The following is an 18,217-nucleotide window of genomic DNA, read 5'->3' as shown; positions in this document are numbered from 1 at the left end:
GTTCAGCTCCAGTCTCGAGATTGATTTGGCTTGTAGGTTCTCGGGATCCGGCGGCTCGGCTCAGGATCTGAAATGCTTGGAGAGCTTCAGGCCCTGACCTTGGTAGTTGGAAGCGAGGCCTGCGCCGTAGAGCGTGTCCGGGGCTTCCTCCATGCGCTCGTAGACGAGCCTGCCCACGACCTGGCCATGCTCCAGCACGAAGGGCGCCTCGTGGCAGCGCACTTCAAGAACTCCGCGCGAGCCATTGCCTCCGGCACCGGCATGACCGAAGCCGGGATCGAAGAAGCCAGCGTAATGAACCCGAAACTCGCCCACCATCGCGAGATACGGCGCCATCTCGGCGGCATATCTGGGAGGAATGTGCACCGCCTCGCGGCTGACCAGGATATAGAACGCGTCCGGATCGAGAATGATCTGTCGGCGGTCGGTGCGGATCTCTTCCCAGAACTCGGCCGGATCGTAATGGCCGATCCGGTCGAGGTCGATGACGCCGGTATGCGGCTTCGCCCTGTAGCCGACGAGATTGTCCGGCCCCGGACCGAGATCGACGGAGAAGCCGAGCCCATCGCCGATGACCGCGGGTCCGCCGCTCACCAGCGTCTCGGCCTCGTGAAGGTCGGTCAGCTCGGCATCGGACAGAACCGAACGGCCGCGGCGGAAGCGGATCTGGTTGAGACGCATTCCCGGCCGCACCAGGACAGAGAAGGAGCGCGGGCAGATCTCCGCGTAGAGCGGCCCGTCATAGCCCATGGCGATGCGGTCGAACTCCGTCCCGCCGTCGGTGATCGTGCGGGTCAGCAGATCGAGCCGACCGGTCGAGGACTTGGCGTTCGCCACCGCCTGCACGTCGCGGGGCAGGGACACGCGTTCCATCAGCGGAACGACATAGACGCAGCCCTTCTCGAGCACCGCGCCCGCCGTGAGGTCGATCCGGTGCATCTCGAATTCGGAGAGGCGGTCGGCGACACTGCGTCCCTCGCCGGCGAGAAAGGAGGCGCGCACCCGGTGCGCCACACGCCCGAGCCGCAGATCAAGGCTCGCAGGCTGGATCTGCCCGTCGACGAGATCCGCCTCGGCGGATAGCCCTCCGGTGCGGAACAGATCGAGGATCGCCTGAGAGGGCAGGACTCCGGTCATCACATGCCTTTCGACGTCAGGGCATAAGGTGCCGGGTGACGGGCCGAGGCCGATCGTGTTGGGAGATATTTGGTCGGGCTAGCAGGACTCGAACCTGCGACCTTCCGTCCCCCAGACGGACGCGCTACCAGGCTGCGCCATAGCCCGACTTGGTGTCGCGTGTCATACAAGGTCTGGCCCCGCGCACAACCCCTTGGTGGAGGAAAATTGGCTTTCCCGGGCGGCATGCTCACCGGTCGGCAAAGGCGCGCAGCTTTGCCGCGAGCGGGGCGATCCGGGCTGCCTGGGCCGGCGTCAGCCGCGAGAGGCGGGAGACATGGGTGAGGGTGCTTTCGGGCAGGTCGAGATCGGCCGTGTTTGCCGGAACCGGTGCTTCGGCGGGCGGAGAGTCTACCGCCCAGACTGCGTCGGTCTCGACCGGTTCATTCAGGTCTCCAGCCTCATGATGCTCGGCGGGCGCGTGGGCGAGGTCTCGACTTCCATGTGGAACGTCCGGCGCCGGCGCGTCCGGAAACCCGGCGGGGTCTGTATCAGGCACATGGAATGAGGGCACGCTCGCGGCCTCTTCGGCGTTGTCCCATTCGGCATCAGCTGCGGGAGTTGAGGCAGCGCGATGTTCTTCGCGCTCGGTCTCCTCGGGTGCCGAGCGTCTCAGGCGAACTTCGAGCGGAGTCGACAGGAAATCGGGTACAGGTCCGGCGGCTCTGGGGAACAGCTCACCCTGGTTCGCCGGAGCCAATTCGTCGTCCTGACGGACGTTTTCCGCCATCGACGCTTCGTCCGCCTCGGGCGGATGCCGATCATCCGGGTCGCCCAGGGGCACATCCGGAATGTCGTCGATGGCGTCCGGGCTAGCGGAGGCATCCGCGTCGGAGAGGGTTTGCTCTTCGGTAAGCGGTGTCTCGGGCTCGGCCGTGCTTTGCGCTAAGGCGGGCTCGACCTGCTCGCCGGGGGCCTCTGCAGCCCCTTGCTCCGTGCGATCGACGACGTCGTCTGTCGGCGCGTCGCGTGCGACCGGGGCGAAGGGAACGACACGAGGGGGCTCCGGCGTCTCAGGTTCGACATCCTCGTGCAGCGGCGCGTCTTCGAAGTGGCTCGCGTCGCCCTGTGCGGTGACGTCATACTGGGGCTGCGGCTCTTCATCCGAATAGGATGGCTGCGTCGCGGTCTCCACGGGCGCGGAATAGGCGGCAACCGCCTTGATGCCGCGCTCCGAGAGCATCTTCTGCACGCCCTTGATGGTCATGCCGTCGTCATGGAGCAGCTTCTTGATTCCCCCGAGAAGCTCCATGTCCGAGGGCCGATAGTAGCGCCGCCCCCCGGCACGCTTCACCGGTTTGACCTGCGAGAACTTGCTCTCCCAGAAACGCAAGACATGCGCGGGAGTGTCGAGCCATTCCGCGACTTCGCTGATCGTGCGGAACGCGTCGGGGGACTTTGCCATGCCGGCCTCAGGCCTTGTTGCCCGCCGCCACACGCTCCTTCATCAGGTGCGAGGGGCGGAAGGTGAGGACCCGGCGCGGCTGGATCGGAACCTCTTCGCCGGTCTTGGGATTGCGGCCGACGCGCGCGGCCTTGTCACGAACCGAAAACGTGCCGAAGGATGAGATCTTGACCTGCTCACCCTCCGCGAGCGCGTCGGACATGTGCGTCAGCACGGCCTCGACCAGTTCGGCGCTTTCGTTGCGCGACAGGCCGACCTCGCGAAAGACGGCCTCGCTCAAATCCATGCGGGTTAAGGTTTTCTCGCCCATCCGGTCCCTCCACTGCTTGCGTGAGACTGAAGTCAGGGCTTTTCAAAGTCAATATCAATAGCTTGGGAAACACGTTTGCCGTGTCGCCCGAAGTGTGTTCGGGGGGAGGGTGTTACCAGCGCAGGACGACCGCGCCCCAGGCCAGACCGCCGCCGATCGCCTCGGTTACCAGAAGATCGCCCCGCTTGATCTGACCGCGGGCCTCTCCAACGGAGAGCGCGAGCGGGATCGAGGCCGCCGAGGTGTTGCCATGATCCTGAACGGTGACCACGACGCGGTCCATGCCGAGCCCGAGCTTTTTGGCGGTGCCCTGGATGATCCTGATGTTGGCCTGATGCGGGACGACCCAGTCGATCTCGTCCGCCGTCGCTCCGGCCTTCGCGAGCGCAGCTTCCGCGGTGGCGGCCAGCTTCTCGACCGCGTGGCGGAACACCTCGCGCCCCTGCATCCGAAGATGGCCCGTGCTCTGGGTCGAGACGCCTCCGTCGACATAGAGGATGTCGCGATGGCGGCCGTCCGAGTTGAGGTCGCTGGCAAGAATGCCGCGATCCTGCGGCGTTCCCGCGTCCTCCTGCGCTTCGAGGATGACCGCGCCGGCACCATCGCCGAAGAGCACGCAGGTAGACCGGTCATCCCAGTCCATGATCCGGCTGAAGGTCTCGGCTCCGATGACAAGCACGCGGCGCGCCTGTCCGGACAGCACCAGCGCATTCGCGGTGGAGAGGGCATAGACGAAGCCCGCGCAGACCGCCTGCACGTCGAAGGCAAAGCCCGACGTCATGCCGAGATCGGCCTGCACCATGGTCGCGGCGGAGGGGAAGGTGAGGTCGGGCGTCGAGGTCGCGACGATGATCGCGTCGATCTCGCCGGGCTCCAGCCCGGCCTGCGTCAACGCGTTGCGCGCGGCGCGGGCCGCCATGTCGGACGTGGTCTGGCCCTCGGCGGCGAAATGCCTCCGCTCGATTCCCGATCGTGAGCGGATCCATTCATCTGTCGTATCGAGCGAGTCTTCGAATTCCGAGTTTTCGACGATGCGTTCTGGCAGGTAGTGGCCGCAACCGACAACAACGGCGCGCGTGGTCATGAGTGGGTGCCTTCCTTGGGCGCATCTTCTTCTTGATCTTGCGCCCCGATCGCATCCTGTGCCTGCTCCGCGGCGGATGCAACCCGTGCGGCGAGCTTATCGGAAAAGCCCTGCTGAGCGAGGTGGAAGGCCAGCTTGACCGCGGCCGATACACCCGTCGCATCGGCCGAGCCATGAGACTTCACGACCGTGCCGTTCAGACCGAGGAAGACGCCGCCGTTCACCCGGCGCGGATCGATCCGCTTCTGCAGGCGGCGCAGCGACGTGAAGGCGAGAAGCGAGGCGAACCGCGACAGGGGCGAGTAGGCGAAGGCTTCTTTGAGCCGCTGGCCGATGAGGCTCGCGGTGCCTTCGCCCGTCTTGAGCGCGACGTTGCCGGTGAAGCCGTCGGTCACGATCACGTCGCAGCGATCGCCCGGGATGTCGCCCCCTTCGACGAAACCGACGAATTCGTAATGGGCGCTCTCCGCAGCGCCCTCGATCAGCTCGTGGGCAGAGCGCAATTCCGCCCGGCCCTTGTGCTCCTCGGTGCCGACGTTCAGCAGGCCGACACGCGGACGGGACAGCGCAAGGCCGTTGCGGGCGTAGGAGACACCCATCATCGCATATTGCAGAAGGTCCTCGGCATCGGCGCGCACATCGGCACCGACATCGAGCATGATGTTGAAGCCCTGCGTGTTCCTAGAGGGCCAGAGGACAGCGATGGCCGGGCGGTTCACTCCCGGGATCTTGCGCAGGCGTACCATCGACAGCGCCATGAGCGCGCCGGTGTTACCGCAGCTCACCGCGACCGTCGCCTCGCGATTGCGAACCGATTCGAGGGCAGACCACATCGACGTGTTCTGCCCTCGCCGCATGACCTGGCTGGGCTTGTCGTCCATGGAGACGACCTCGGCGGCGTCGCGATATTCGCAGCGCCCGTCGAGATGCCGCGCATAAAGACGCTTGGCCGCAAGCCGTTTCAGCTCCGCGGCGTCCCCATGCAGGATGAACCGGATCTCGGAATTCTTCTTCGCCGACTGTGCAATCCCGGCGATCACCGCCGCCGGACCGCGGTCGCCGCCCATGGCGTCGATGGATATGACGACCGGGCCGCTTGCCTCGGTGGTCTCGGGTTGAGAACTCATGGAAGCGGCCCCACCGGGGTAGTTTTATGCGGCGTCGTCGTCCAGGTCGACCTCGTCGGCCGTCGCCACGACCTCACGCTCGGCGTAGTGCCCGCAGGAAGGGCAGACGTGGTGCGGACGCTTGAGCTCGCCACAATTGGAGCACTCGTTCGGATTCGCACCCTCAAGGCCGTCATGGGCCCGGCGCTTGTTCCGGCGCGACTTCGATACTTTGTTCTGTTGGACGGCCATGTCTCAACCTCGGTCTAGCTTGCTGGAGGGCGCGATGCGGCTGATGCCGTCGTCGTCCCGTGAATGTCGGAAATCACCGCGCACATAGTGCTTCAAGAGGGGTGGTGACAACCCTGAATCTCTCATGAGGCCGCGAACATACGCATGAAGCTGCGGATAGCAAGCAGGTTTTCGCACCGTGGTCCACGTGCGGTGTGGTCATTCGTTCGAGCCGCCGCTCATCTTGTCGCGAAGGCCCGCAAGTCCGGCAAACGGCTTGAGGTCCTCGTCGGTGATCGGGGCGGCGCCCTCGGGCTCGGCGGTCGTCTGCACGAGCTCTGCTTCGGCGGCGCGGGGATATTCGGGCACGGACAGCGACAGGGCCTCAAACATCACCGCTTCGGGAGCGATCTCCTCGCCGATGGCTTCGACGGTCTCGTCCTCGGGCATCTCGACCTCAGCTCCCGCCTCGGGCATCTCGATCTGCGCCTCGGGCAGATAGGTCCGCGTCACCTGCGTCTCGATCCGCGTGGTCACGGGCGCGAGCGTCACCACACAGGGCTGCACGACCGTGGCGCCGAGCTTTCCGGTCAGCTGGAAGCCGCGCTTTCCTTCGGGACGTATCTCGCCCGAGAAGGCCAGCTTGCGCAATGCGGAAAGTCCGAGTTCCTCCGCAATCGCCGCACGAGCAGCCTCTCCGGGCTCCACGGAAAACCGCGTCGGGCGGCTCTGAGAAAGCTCCGAGGTGCGGAACGGGCCGGATTGTCCTGCGGATTCTGCCATCTGTCCTGAAGGCTCCCTTACTTGATTGAGCTTGCCAGCTAGTCTATCGGCAATAAAAGTCGGAAACAGCCGATGACAAGGGGCACGGCATGAAGGGCAGTGACATGCGGGGCAGCACGACGCGCGGTGTCGCGATTGTAGGGCTTGCGGGATTGGTCCTGTCGGGTTGCGTGGCACAATATCGCGATCACGGCTACGTGCCGCGAGAGGATCAACTTTCCCAGATCGTTCCGGGCATCGACACACGAGCCACCGTCGAGGACGTCGTCGGCGTTCCGTCGACCTCGAGCGTGCGCACCGACGGCGGCTATTACTACGTATCGAGCCGCATGCGCAGCTTTGCCTGGCGGGAGCCCGAGGTCGTCGATCGCGAGATCGTGGCGATCTCGTTCGACGAGGGCGGGATCGTGCGCGGAATAGAGCGCTACGGGCTCGAGGATGGGCGCGTCGTTCCGCTCAGCCGCCGCGTGACGGAGAATTCCGGCGGCGATATCGGCTTCATCCGGCGGCTCTTCGGCAATATCGGCGGTCTGACGCTCGACAATTTCGGGTCCTGACGCGGTCCCGTCATGGGCCGTCCCTCGAACCGCAATACCGGCGAGGATCTGTACGCAGCCGCGCTCGGCTTTGCGCGGGGACGATATGCTGTCCGTCTCGCCTCCGGAGCCGACGACATCGCCCGTGCCCAGGCCCTCCGGCATCTCTGCTTTCACGCTCGGGAAGGCCTCGACCGCGACGAATTCGACCCCTCTTGCCTGCACGTTCTGATCGAAGAGCGGGCAGGGGGACGCCTCGTCGGGTGTTTCCGGCTCCGTGCTTTCCGCGACGGGTCCGAGGCGGGCCAATCCTATGCAGCGCGGTCCTACGACCTGTCGGGGCTGGCGCAGTACCGGCAGCCGATGGTCGAGATGGGCCGGTTCTGCATTCATCCAGACATGTACGACGCCGATGTCCTTCGCCTCGCCTGGGGGGCGCTGACCGTGTTCGTGGATCGAAACGGCATGGGTATGTTGTTCGGCTGTGCGTCGTTCCCCGGGACGGACGGGCAGGAGCATGGGGAGACCTTCGCCGCCTTGAAGGCCCGTCATCTTGGCCCGGAGCGCTGGCGGCCGGGGGTCAAGGCGCGCGAGGTCGTTCATTTTCCCGAAGGATCGCAGGGCGCACCCGACGCGAAGATGGCGCATCGTGGCATGCCGCCGCTTTTGCGCAGCTACCTGACGATGGGGGGCTGGGTCGGCGATCACGCGGTGGTGGATCGCCACCTGAACACTCTCCACGTCTTCACGGCGGTCGAAATCGACCGGATTCCGCCCGCCCGCAAACGGCTTCTGAGGGCGGTGTCGGGGTAGAGAGGGCGCTGCCCTCGCTTGGCCTCGCGACCAACTCACTCTCGGGATATTCATTCCAAGAAGACGCCCGCAACGCTCGCCGTTGACGAAGAGGCGGGACCGGGATAGCGCGACGGGCATGGCGCAACCTCCTCTTCTCCAGCTTTCGGACATTTCCCTCACCTTCGGCGGAGCACCGGTCTTCGACGGGCTGAGCCTCGTGGTGCAGCCGGGCGACCGGGTCGCGCTAGTCGGGCGGAACGGGTCCGGCAAGTCGACCCTGATGAAGGTGATGGCCGGCCTGGTCGAGTCCGACACCGGCGACCGGGTGGTGCCGCCGGGCGCGACGGTGGGCTACATGGAGCAGGATCCCGACCTCTCCGGCTTCGAGACGCTGGGGGATTTCGCGAGTTCGGCGCTCGATCCCGGCGAGCTCTACCGAGTCGAGGCGGCCTCCGAAGGTCTGAAGTTCGATCCCGCGAAGCGCGTCGACACCGCCTCGGGCGGCGAGAAGAGGCGCGCGGCGCTCGCCAAGCTGATGGCCGAGGATCCGGACCTTCTGCTGCTCGACGAGCCGACCAACCATCTCGACATCGAGGCGATCGGCTGGCTTGAGGCCGAGCTCAAATCGACCCGCAAGGCCTTTGTCCTCATCTCGCACGACCGCCGGTTCCTCTCCGAACTCACGCGCGCGACGCTCTGGATCGACCGTGGCGCGGTCCGCAGGCAGGAGCAGGGCTTCGAGCATTTCGAGGCCTGGCGTGACAAGGTCTGGGACGAGGAAGACCAGCAGCGCCACAAGATGGACCGCAAGATCAAGGCCGAGGCGAAATGGGCGGTCGAGGGCATCTCGGCCCGCCGGAAGCGTAACCAGGGCAGGGTCCGCGCGCTGCAGGACCTGCGTGCCGAGCGCGCGGGCATGATCCGGCGGCAGGGCACGGCGGCGATGGACCTCGCCTCGGGGCCCAGCTCGGGCAAGCGGGTGATCGAGGCCGAGAGCCTTGCGAAACGCTACGGCGACAAGGACATCGTGCGCGATTTCTCGCTGCGGGTGCTGCGCGGCGACCGCGTGGCCTTCGTCGGCCCGAACGGCGTCGGCAAGACGACACTGATCAAGATGCTGACCGGCGAGCTGGAGCCCGACAGCGGCACGGTGAAACTCGGCACGAACCTCGTGCCCGCCATCTTCGATCAGTCCCGCCAGCGGCTCGACGAAACCATGTCGCTCTGGGAGAACCTCGTCGGCGATCCCGACATGCGTGTGTCGGGACAGGCGGATCAGGTGCTCGTGCGGGGTCAGCCCAAGCACGTCGTCGCCTATCTCAAGGATTTCCTCTTCGACGAGCGCCGCGCGCGTGCGCCGGTCTCCTCGCTGTCGGGAGGAGAGAAGGCGCGGCTGTTGCTCGCCAAGATCATGGCGCGGGAATCGAACCTGCTGGTGCTCGACGAGCCGACCAACGATCTCGACGTCGAGACGCTCGATCTCCTGCAGGATCTTATCGGCGAATATGACGGGACGGTGCTGCTGATCAGCCACGATCGGGATTTCCTCGACCGCGTCGCGACGACGACCGTGGCGATGGAGGGCGACGGCGAAGCCACCGTCTATGCCGGCGGCTGGTCCGATTACCGCTCGCAGCGGCGGGAGGCGATGGAGCCCGCCGCGCCGAAACCTGCAAAGCCCGCCACGAAGAAGACGGGCGGCGCGCCGACGGGAAAGACGTCCGGTAATCAGACCGGCCTGAGCTTTACCGAGAAGCACAGGCTCGAGGAATTGCCGAAGGTGATCGAACGCCTCGAAGCCGAGATCGCCAAGCTCAACGAGCTCCTGACCGATCCAACGCTCTTCGACCGCGAGCCGGTCAAGTTCCGCAAGGCGACCGAGGCGCTCGCCGAGCGCGAGACGAAGCTCTCGGCTGCCGAGGAGGAATGGCTCACGCTCGAGGAAAAGCGCGAGGCCGGCTGAGCGGGGCAGCAGGGGGCTGCCTCTTTCGGCCTGGGGTTGCTTCAGTTCGCGGAATTTCCGCCGAGTAGAATGGCCCCGTCACTCCGCCGGGTGGCGGAGGTTCATCAGTTTCGAGGCGACGATAAGCTCACCCACCGTGAGCAGGATCCGCAGCACGTGGTGGAGGCTCACGAGCGCGGGATTCACCGAAAGGCTGAGCGCGATCAGCGACATCTCGGTCACGCCGCCCGGCGCGAAGCTCAGGAGAAGCTGCAGGATTTCCATTCCCGTCACTTTCCAAAGGATCGCGGACAGGATTGCGCCGAGCGCCAGCATGTAGGTCACCGACAGGACCGAGAGGCCTATCGAGCGCGTGATCAGCCTTCCGGTCACGCCGCGGAACCTCATACCGAGGCCGACTCCGACCACCACCTGCGCCGTCGCGATCAGCCAGAAGGGCAGGTGCAGATCGACCCGGCCGGTGAGCGTCAGGGCGGCGGAGAGCAGCAACGGTCCCACGATCTGCGCAGCGGGCAGCCGGATCCTCTGGGCGATCTGCAATCCCGCGAGGGCGGCAAGGATGATGAAAACGAGATCGAGGGGGCCGACGGGGCTCGAGCCGCCCGGGGCGACGCCCGCGGCGCTGCCGACCGTCTCTCCCGTCCAAACGGAAAGCGCCGTCGGGATTGCCGTGACGACGAGGATGATGCGGAGGAACTGCTGCATGGTGAGGATTCGGATGTCGGCGCCCGCACCCTCGCCGAGCGCGATGCTCTCCATCAGCCCTCCCGGCGTGCCCGAATAGAAGGCGGTGGCGCGGTCCATGCCCCCGATGCGGCGGAAGATGGCCGTGTTTCCCGCATGGGCGAGTACGACGAAGATCACCAGCGCGCAAAGCGTCAGCGGAAGCGCCGAGAGTTCTCGAAAGAGATCGGGCGAGACCTGCGTGCCGATCATCACCCCGATGAGCGCGACGCATCCCGCGCGCAGATCGTTGGGGAATCCGTAGCCATCGAGCACGCTCTCCTGGAGGGCCGCGACGCTCAGCGCCGTTCCGGCGAGGCTGCCGAGCAGCCATGGCATCGGCAGGCCGAGGAATGCGGCGAGCACGCCTCCGCCGGCGCCGATGGCAAGGACGAGACAGGTGAGCGCGATCTGTCGGGGAAGGTCTCGGGTCGTCATTCGCCAGTGGCTTACGCGGGGGCGGCCGGCTTGGCAATGCGCGGGCGGGCTTGCAGGCACGGACTCGGCGCTTAGCTCGGAAGCCATGACCGGCGCGCGCTTCATCGGATCGAACGTCTATCGCGGCTCGCGCTACGGCAAGCTGCACCCGCTCTCCATCGAGCGCGTGCCGGCGGTCATCGACATCTGCCGCGCCCTGGGCTGGCTGCCGCCCGAGGTCTACCGCACGAGCCCGATGGCCAAGCCCGCGGCGCTGACCGGTTTTCACTCCGTTCGCTACGTTGCCGCGCTGCAGGAGGCCGAGGCGGCACAGTCGGTGAGTTCGGAAGTGCGCGAGCGGCACGGTCTGGGCACGCTGTCGAACCCGGTTTTCCCAGAGATGTACCGCCGCCCCGCGACCGCGGCCGGCGGCGGTCTGCTGGCGGCGGATCTCGTGGCGCGCGGGGGCGTCGTGCACAATCCGGGCGGCGGGACACATCACGGACTGCCGGATCGCGCATCGGGATTCTGCTATCTCAACGAGCCGGTCCTGACGATGCAGCGGCTGCTCGCCATTGGCCTCGAGCGCATCGCCTATGTCGACATCGACGCGCATCATTGCGACGGCGTGGCCATCGCCTTCGAGGGATCGCGGCAGGTGCGGATGATCTCGGTTCACGAGGCGGGGCGCTGGCCGTTCACGGGCGCGGCCGAGGACGACGCCGGTGGCGCAGCAATCAACCTGCCTGTGCCGAAAGGGTTCAACGACAGCGAATTCGCCCTCCTTCTGAACGAGGTCATCCTTCCGGCGGTCGAAGCCTTCCGGCCAGATGCGATCTTCCTGCAATGCGGGGCCGATGCGGTAACCGAGGATCCGCTCTCGCGGCTCGCGCTGTCGAATCTCTGCCACTGGCGGACGGTGGCGGCGCTGCGGCCGCTCAGTCCCCGGATGATCGTGTCGGGCGGCGGCGGCTACAACCCATGGACGACCGCACGGCTCTGGTCCGGGGTCTGGGCGACATTGTCGGGAGCGGAGATCCCCGAGCGGTTGCCCGCGGAGGTAAGCGACATTCTCCGCGGCCTGGACTGGTCGCGGCGGGGTCGGCCGTCGGAGGCGCTGCTGACGACGCTCGCCGACGCGCCACGTCCGGGCCCCGTGCGGTCGGAAATTCGCGAGCTCGCGAGGACGGTCGGCAGGTTCGTGGCATGACGGGCCGTGCGGGTCATCGAGCACGGGCGACGCGTGGAACTTGAACCTCCGCGCGCGGAGATCAAGGCGGTATGGAACGGCCGCTCACCATGGGTGTGCTTCAACAAACTCGATTGTCAGCGCGGGTTTCGGCGCGACTGCATGCCGAAACGCTGGAGCGGGTGAAGGGAATCGAACCCTCGTCGTCAGCTTGGGAAGCTGCTGCTCTACCATTGAGCTACACCCGCGGCGCTTCCCGCGATCTAGCACCGCCCGCAGGCCGCCCGCAAGACGAAAGCGCATGTCCTGTGCGAGCCTGCGCGTGAACATTGCAGCGATGTGTATGGACGGACACCTGCCCCTGCGGCATCCTCTGAACGTATCGGTTCACTTGCCCGAGGGAGGGCCATCATGCGCGCACACGCTCCGCGAAACTTCACGCTGGCCAAGGCGGCATTGCTTGCCGCGTTGATCGGGCTCGGGCATTTCCTCGCCCACAAAGGAGAAGCCGAAGAGATCGCCTCGGCCTGCGTCGCGATGCCGGTCTGCGAGAAGCCGTTGCACGAGGTCTGACCGCGGCATGCTCAGCGCGCGGGCAGGTCGGCGCAGACCCCGACTGCTGCGCGGCGCTTGCCGAGATAGGGGGATGCAAAGCGCGCCGCGGCCTGCTTTGGTGCCCGGGACGTCCTCCCGGGAGCCTGCACACTGATGGCCATTCACGCCGCGATCCACCATCTCACCCATTACACCTACGACAGGACCGTGAACCTCGGCCCCCAGATCGTGCGCCTTCGGCCCGCGCCGCATTCGCGCACCCGGGTGATCTCGCATTCGCTGAAGGTCGGACCGGTCCCGCATTTCGTGAACCACCAGCAGGATCCCTACGGCAACTGGCTGGCCCGGTTCGTCTTTCCTGAACCTGTGCGCGAGTTCCGGATCGAGGTCGATCTCGTTGCGGACATGTCGGTCTACAACCCGTTCGACTTCTTCGTCGAGGAGGCGGCAGAGACCTGGCCGTTCGAGTATCCGCAAGACCTGGGCGACGACCTGACCATCTACCGCAAGCCGGTCGAGACCGGGCCGCGTTTCGCGGAGTATCTCGCGGCGATCCCGCGGGAGGAGCAGCGGACGGTGGATATGCTCGTCGGGCTCAACGCGCGGGTGGCGTCGGACGTGACCTACCTCATCCGGATGGAGCCGGGGGTGCAGTCGCCCGAGGAGACGCTGGTCAAGGGATCGGGCTCGTGCCGGGATTCCGCGTGGCTGCTGGTAAACCTGGCGCGGCACCTGGGTTTCGCCGCGCGTTTCGTCTCGGGCTATCTCATCCAGCTCAAACCCGACCTCGAGGCGCTCGACGGCCCCTCGGGGACGGACGTAGACTTCACCGACCTGCATGCCTGGGTTGAGATCTATCTCCCCGGCGCGGGATGGATCGGGCTCGATCCGACCTCCGGCCTGCTCGCCGGAGAAAGCCACATCCCGCTTGCCGCGACGCCGCATTATCGCAATGCCGCGCCGATCGCGGGCGGTTTCACGGCCGCCGGCGCCGTGAAGACCGATTTCCACTTCGACATGACGGTGAAACGGGTCGCGGAGCATCCGCGCATCACAAAGCCCTTCTCGGACGACGCTTGGGCCGATCTGAACGCCCTCGGCCGGAAGGTGGACGCAACCCTGAACGCGGGTGATGTGCGCCTCACCATGGGCGGCGAGCCCACCTTCGTGTCGATCGACGATTACGAAAGCGACGAATGGAACACCGCCGCGGTCGGGCCGATGAAGCGCTCTCTCGCCGACTCGCTGATCCGCCGGCTCCGGACCCGTTTCGCGCCCGGGGGCTTTCTGCATTACGGGCAGGGCAAGTGGTATCCGGGCGAGACGCTGCCGCGCTGGACCTTCTCGCTCTACTGGCGAAAGGACGGCCGGCCGATCTGGACCGATCCGGACCTCGTCGCGCAGGAAGGCGCCCAGATGGGCGCGAATGCCGATGTCGCTGGCAGTTTCCTTCAGACCTTGGCGAGTGAGCTTGGCGTCGAGGGCGATCACGTGCTCCCGGCCTACGAGGACCCTGGGGAGTGGCTGCTGAAGGAGGCGATGCTTCCCGAGAACGTGGATCCCTCGAACAACAAGCTTGAGGATGCCGAGGAGCGCCATCGCATGGCGAGCGTCTTCGAGCGCGGGCTCACGCAGCCCACGGGCTACGTGCTGCCGATCCAGGCGTGGCAGTCGAAGGCCGCCGGACGAAAATGGGTGTCCGAGCGCTGGCGGCTCCGGCGCGGGAAGGTATTCCTCGTGCCAGGCGACTCGCCCGTCGGCTACCGCATCCCTCTCGGCAGCCTCCCCTACGTGCCGCCCTCGCAATATCCCTACACCTATCCGGCCGATCCGACGGAGCCGCGGGGCGAGCTGCCCGCCTTCGATCACGGTCCCGAAAGCCGGGGCGACCGCGCGCAGCCGGTCTCGGCCCCGGTGCCGCTGCCGCCGGTGCAGGACGTCCGCCAGCAATCGCTGTCGCCGGTCCAGGGGCACGTGCGGACCGCGCTTTCGGTCGAGCCGCGGGCGGGCAAGCTCTGCGTCTTCATGCCCCCGGTGGAGACGATCGAGGATTACCTCGATCTCGTTGCGGCGGCCGAGCGCACGGCGAAACGGATGGGCATGCCCGTGCATATCGAGGGCTACGCCCCGCCGCATGATCCGCGCATGAATGTCATCCGCGTCGCGCCCGACCCGGGCGTGATCGAGGTGAACATCCACCCCGCCTCCTCCTGGGAGGAATGCGTCGCGACGACCGAGGCGGTCTACGAGGAGGCGCGGCAATGCCGGCTCGGCGCCGACAAGTTCATGATCGACGGGCGGCACACCGGCACCGGGGGCGGGAACCACGTCGTCGTCGGCGGCGCGACGCCGAACGACTCGCCCTTCCTGCGGCGCCCCGATCTTCTGAAGTCGCTCATCCTGCTCTGGCAGCGGCATCCCTCGCTCAGCTACCTCTTCTCGGGCCTCTTCATCGGCCCGACCTCCCAGGCGCCGCGGATCGACGAGGCGCGGCACGACACGCTCTACGAGCTCGAGATCGCCCTCGCGAACATCCCCGATCCGGGCGAGGGCGCGCCGCCGCCGTGGCTCGTGGACCGGCTCCTGCGCAACATCCTGATCGATGTGACCGGCAACACCCACCGCGCCGAGATCTGCATCGACAAGCTCTTCTCGCCGGACGGTCCGACGGGACGCCTCGGCCTCGTGGAGTTCCGCGGCTTCGAGATGCCTCCGGACCCCAAGATGAGCCTCGCGCAGCAGGTTCTCCTCCGGGCGATCATCGCGCGTTGCTGGCAGACCCCCATCTCGGGGCGCCCGGTGCGGTGGGGCACCGAACTCCACGACAGGTTCATGCTGCCGCATTTCCTTTGGGCCGACTTCCTCGACGTGTTGCGGGACCTTGGCGAGCACGGCTTCGCGCTCGATCCGGTCTGGTTCGAGGCGCAGGCCGAGTTCCGCTTCCCGTTCTGCGGGCAGGTCGAGTACGAGGGCGTGCATCTCGAGTTGCGGCAGGCGCTGGAGCCCTGGCACGTGCTCGGGGAGCGCGGCGCGATCGGGGGCACGGTGCGCTACACCGACAGTTCGGTCGAGCGGTTGCAGGTGATGATGACGACCGCCAACGCCGCCCGCTACGAGATCCACTGTAACGGCCGCCGGATGCCGATGACAAAGACGCAGGAAAGCGGCGTCTCGGTCGCCGGCGTGCGCTTCAAGGCGTGGCAGCCGGCCGAGGCGCTGCATCCGACGCTTCCCGTCCACGCGCCTCTGACCTTCGACGTCTACGACACCTGGACAGGCAGGGCGCTCGGCGGCTGCACCTACCACGTCGCGCATCCGGGCGGGCGGAACTACGACACTTTCCCGGTGAACGGCAACGAGGCCGAGGCGCGGCGCCTCGCCCGCTTCGAGCCCATGGGGCACACGCCCGGAGCCTACGTTCCCGCGACCGACCTGCCGCACCCCGAATTTCCCTTCACGCTGGACCTGCGCCGGCCGCCCGGGATGTGATAGAGACGTCCGGTAGCGGCGCGGACCTCGTGCCCCGGTGAAAGGACCGCAAGCAGGCATGGGGCAGAGAGCCGAGGCGCAGGACGCCATCGCCGCCCTGATCGAAGGGTACAGGGTGCCGGACGGCGTGGCCGACGAGATGCTCGGCCCGGACGGTACTGTACGCGCGGTCTGGCGCCCGTTCCTCGAACGGTTCGCGCATCTCTCCGCCGAGGACATCGCCCGGCGCTTTGCCCGCGGCGACCGCTACCTCCGCGATGCGGGGGTGTTCTTCCGCCAGCATGCCGATGACGGCCCCGCCGAGCGCGACTGGCCGCTCTCCCACGTGCCCGTGATCCTCGGGGAGGACGAATGGCAGGGCATTGCCGAGGGAGTCAAGCAGCGCGCCGAGGTGCTCGAACAGGTGCTCGCCGATCTCTACGGGCCGGGCTGGCTGGTGCGCGAGGGGCTGCTGCCGCCCGAACTCGTCGCCGGCAACCCGGGCTTCCTGCGTCCGATGGTGGGTCAGCGTCCGCCATCGGGGCGCTACCTGCATTTCGTGGCCTTCGAGCTTGGGCGTGCCCCCGACGGATCGTGGTTTGTCCTCGGTGACCGGACGGAGGCGCCTTCGGGCGCGGGGTTCGCTCTCGAGAACCGTGTCGCGACCAAGCGGACCTTCTCGGACCCGTTCGACCACGACAACATTCACCGGCTCGCAGGGTTCTTCCGGGCGTTCCGCGGCGCGCTGAAACGCTCGGCGCAATCGCTCGACGGACGCATGGCGATCCTGACGCCGGGCCTCGGGACCGAGACCTATTTCGAACACGCCTATATCGCCCGCTATCTCGGATTGATGCTGCTCGAGGGCGAGGACCTGACCGTCGTTGGCGGGCGGGTCATGGTCAGGACGGTGGCGGGGCTGAAACCGATCTCCGTGCTCTGGCGCCGCCTCGACTCCGCCTTTGCCGATCCGCTCGAACTCGACGACCGCTCCCAGCTCGGCACGCCCGGTCTCGTTTCGGCGCTGCGGGAGGGCAATGTCTGCATGGCGAACGCGATCGGTGCCGGCCTCGTGCAGACAAGGGCCTTCCTCGCCTTCATGCCGCGAATTGCTGAGTACCTGACCGGACAGCGGCTCAAGCTGCCCAATATCGCGACCTGGTGGTGCGGGCAGGCGCGGGAGCGCACCTACGTCACGCAGAACCTCAACCGCATGATGGTTGGCGACGCCCTGAGCCAGGAATTGCCGTTCGAGACGGACGATGCGACTCTGATCGGTGGGCGGTTCCAGGACGGGCGAAGCCTCGATCCGGCCGAATGGATCCAGGCCGGCGCGGGCGGGCTCGTCGGGCAGGAGGCGGTCTCGCTCTCGACGACACCGGTCTACGAAGACGGCACGTTCAAGGCACGGCCGGTGATGCTGCGGGTCTTCGCCGCGCGGACGGCGCGGGGATGGACGGTGATGCCCGGCGGCTACGCCCGCATCGGCCGCTCGGAGGACGCGACCGCCCTGGCGCTGCGCCGCGGCGGCCGGGTGGCGGATGTCTGGATCGTGTCGGGCGCGCGGGTCGAGGACGAAACGCTCGACGAGACGGGCACCACGTTTCAGCGCGCCGCCGACAGCCTGCTTCCCTCACGGGCGGCGGACAACCTTCTCTGGCTCGGGCGATACGTGGAGCGCGCCGAAACGATGGTGCGGCTCCTGCGCGCCTATCACCTGCGTCTCGCCGAAACGGGGCGGCTCGATGATCCGCGCGTTGCGCGGCTCGACCTGCATCTGCGCAGCCTCGGGGTGCCGCGCAACATCGCAGCCCCGGGGGCCGTGACGGCGACGATGGACCGGGCGATCCGGTCGGCGTCGAAGGTTCGCGACCGGTTCTCGATCGACGGCTGGATGGCGCTCCGCGCGCTCCGGGAAGAGATCGTGGACCAGACCCGTCACCTGCAGCCGGGCGATGAGGCGGCCCGGGCGCTGGGGCAGTTCCTGCGCGGCTCGGCCGGTTTTTCGGGCCTCGTCCACGACAACATGTACCGCTTCCAGGGCTGGCGCTTCCTGTCGATCGGGCGCGCGCTCGAACGCGCGCAGAACATGGTGGCGACGCTTGCCGATTTCGCCGCGCCGGAGGCTCCTGAGGGCTGTTTCGACATCGCGATCGAGGTCGGCGACAGCGTGATGACTCACCGTCGACGCTACCAGATCGAGACCAACCGCTCGACCGTGATCGACCTGCTCGCGCTCGACCACCGCAACCCTCGCTCCGTGCGGTTCCAGACCTGTCTGATCCAGTCTCTCGCGCGCGAGCTGCCGGGGGCCGAAGTCAACGGAACGCTGTCCGAGGCGATGCGGATCGCCCTGCGCATCGACACGCAGCTTGCCACCGCCGAACCGCACGAGCTCGACGGCACCGCGCTGGCGGCGCTGGGGAGATCGCTTCAGGACCTCGGCGAGAAGATCACCGCCGCTTATCTGGTATGA

15 protein-coding genes and 2 tRNA genes are annotated in these 18,217 nt (G+C 67.0%); 7 read left to right on the top strand and 10 right to left on the bottom strand.

Translation table 11 applies throughout. From position 1 onward, the window contains the following. Window positions 1-60 precede the first annotated feature (60 nt). From OCH239_RS10270 to OCH239_RS10235, 8 genes are all read right to left on the bottom strand, one after another. Window positions 61-1,137: a 2'-deoxycytidine 5'-triphosphate deaminase gene (locus OCH239_RS10270; RefSeq protein ID WP_037261994.1), complete on the bottom strand. Its 1,077-nt coding sequence runs from the start codon at window positions 1,135-1,137 to the stop codon at window positions 61-63. A gap of 70 nt (window positions 1,138-1,207) precedes the next feature. Then, window positions 1,208-1,284: transfer RNA gene (locus OCH239_RS10265), tRNA-Pro, on the bottom strand. 82 nt (window positions 1,285-1,366) lie between these two features. Continuing rightward, window positions 1,367-2,581 carry a MerR family transcriptional regulator gene (locus OCH239_RS23520; RefSeq protein ID WP_244430338.1) on the bottom strand — a complete coding sequence of 405 codons (1,215 nt, stop codon included), beginning with the start codon at window positions 2,579-2,581 and terminating at the stop codon, window positions 1,367-1,369. Between the two features lie 7 nt (window positions 2,582-2,588). Further along, entirely contained in the window at window positions 2,589-2,891 is a 303-nt protein-coding gene (gene ihfA, locus OCH239_RS10255) for an integration host factor subunit alpha (RefSeq protein ID WP_037261991.1), read from the bottom strand. 112 nt (window positions 2,892-3,003) lie between these two features. Next, entirely contained in the window at window positions 3,004-3,975 is a 972-nt protein-coding gene (locus OCH239_RS10250) for a beta-ketoacyl-ACP synthase III (RefSeq protein ID WP_037261990.1), read from the bottom strand. Beyond that, a complete protein-coding gene (gene plsX / locus OCH239_RS10245) occupies window positions 3,972-5,102 on the bottom strand; it encodes a phosphate acyltransferase PlsX (protein ID WP_037261988.1) in 1,131 nt (376 codons plus the stop codon). Before plsX ends, OCH239_RS10250 begins: the two co-directional genes overlap by 4 nt. Before the next feature lie 24 nt (window positions 5,103-5,126). Then, entirely contained in the window at window positions 5,127-5,333 is a 207-nt protein-coding gene (gene rpmF / locus OCH239_RS10240; RefSeq protein ID WP_037261986.1) for a 50S ribosomal protein L32, read from the bottom strand. A gap of 198 nt (window positions 5,334-5,531) precedes the next feature. Beyond that, window positions 5,532-6,095, bottom strand: a complete 564-nt coding sequence (locus OCH239_RS10235; RefSeq protein ID WP_037261984.1) for a YceD family protein — start codon at window positions 6,093-6,095, stop codon at window positions 5,532-5,534. Window positions 6,096-6,184: 89 nt separating this feature from the next. On the opposite strand from OCH239_RS10235, the gene OCH239_RS10230 reads away from it, so the two are divergent. The 3 genes from OCH239_RS10230 to OCH239_RS10220 all read left to right on the top strand — a co-directional run bounded on the left by OCH239_RS10230 (window position 6,185) and on the right by OCH239_RS10220 (window position 9,389). Beyond that, a complete protein-coding gene (locus tag OCH239_RS10230; protein WP_244430337.1) occupies window positions 6,185-6,652 on the top strand; it encodes an outer membrane protein assembly factor BamE in 468 nt (155 codons plus the stop codon). A 12-nt stretch (window positions 6,653-6,664) separates the two neighbouring features. Beyond that, window positions 6,665-7,444, top strand: a complete 780-nt coding sequence (locus OCH239_RS10225) for a GNAT family N-acetyltransferase (RefSeq protein ID WP_051489411.1) — start codon at window positions 6,665-6,667, stop codon at window positions 7,442-7,444. A 118-nt stretch (window positions 7,445-7,562) separates the two neighbouring features. Then, the gene (locus OCH239_RS10220) at window positions 7,563-9,389 is read left to right on the top strand and encodes an ABC-F family ATP-binding cassette domain-containing protein (RefSeq protein ID WP_037261981.1); all 1,827 of its coding nucleotides are present in this window, start codon (window positions 7,563-7,565) and stop codon (window positions 9,387-9,389) included. 78 nt (window positions 9,390-9,467) lie between these two features. Here the strand turns inward: OCH239_RS10220 and OCH239_RS10215 are convergent, their stop codons facing one another. After that, the gene (locus tag OCH239_RS10215) at window positions 9,468-10,550 is read right to left on the bottom strand and encodes an AbrB family transcriptional regulator (RefSeq protein ID WP_037261978.1); all 1,083 of its coding nucleotides are present in this window, start codon (window positions 10,548-10,550) and stop codon (window positions 9,468-9,470) included. An 85-nt stretch (window positions 10,551-10,635) separates the two neighbouring features. Between OCH239_RS10215 and OCH239_RS10210 the strand changes: the two genes are divergently transcribed. Next, window positions 10,636-11,739 (top strand): arginase family protein, encoded by a 1,104-nt coding sequence (locus OCH239_RS10210; RefSeq protein WP_037261975.1) that lies wholly within the window; start codon window positions 10,636-10,638, stop codon window positions 11,737-11,739. Between the two features lie 153 nt (window positions 11,740-11,892). On the opposite strand, the gene OCH239_RS10205 is transcribed toward OCH239_RS10210, so the two are convergent. Continuing rightward, window positions 11,893-11,966, bottom strand: a tRNA-Gly gene (locus OCH239_RS10205). Window positions 11,967-12,129: 163 nt separating this feature from the next. Between OCH239_RS10205 and OCH239_RS22630 the strand changes: the two genes are divergently transcribed. From OCH239_RS22630 to OCH239_RS10195, 3 genes are all read left to right on the top strand, one after another. Then, window positions 12,130-12,291 (top strand): hypothetical protein, encoded by a 162-nt coding sequence (locus tag OCH239_RS22630; protein WP_157577846.1) that lies wholly within the window; start codon window positions 12,130-12,132, stop codon window positions 12,289-12,291. Window positions 12,292-12,426: 135 nt separating this feature from the next. Further along, entirely contained in the window at window positions 12,427-15,762 is a 3,336-nt protein-coding gene (locus OCH239_RS10200; RefSeq protein WP_037261973.1) for a transglutaminase family protein, read from the top strand. Between the two features lie 58 nt (window positions 15,763-15,820). Then, window positions 15,821-18,217, top strand: coding sequence for a circularly permuted type 2 ATP-grasp protein (locus OCH239_RS10195; RefSeq protein WP_037261972.1), 2,397 nt, complete (start codon window positions 15,821-15,823; stop codon window positions 18,215-18,217).

The sequence above is a fragment of the Roseivivax halodurans JCM 10272 genome (genome assembly GCF_000521785.1).
GTDB classification, from domain to species: domain Bacteria; phylum Pseudomonadota; class Alphaproteobacteria; order Rhodobacterales; family Rhodobacteraceae; genus Roseivivax; species Roseivivax halodurans.
Note: the sequence above shows the minus strand (reverse complement) of the source record. Positions and strands in the feature narration are given on the sequence as shown.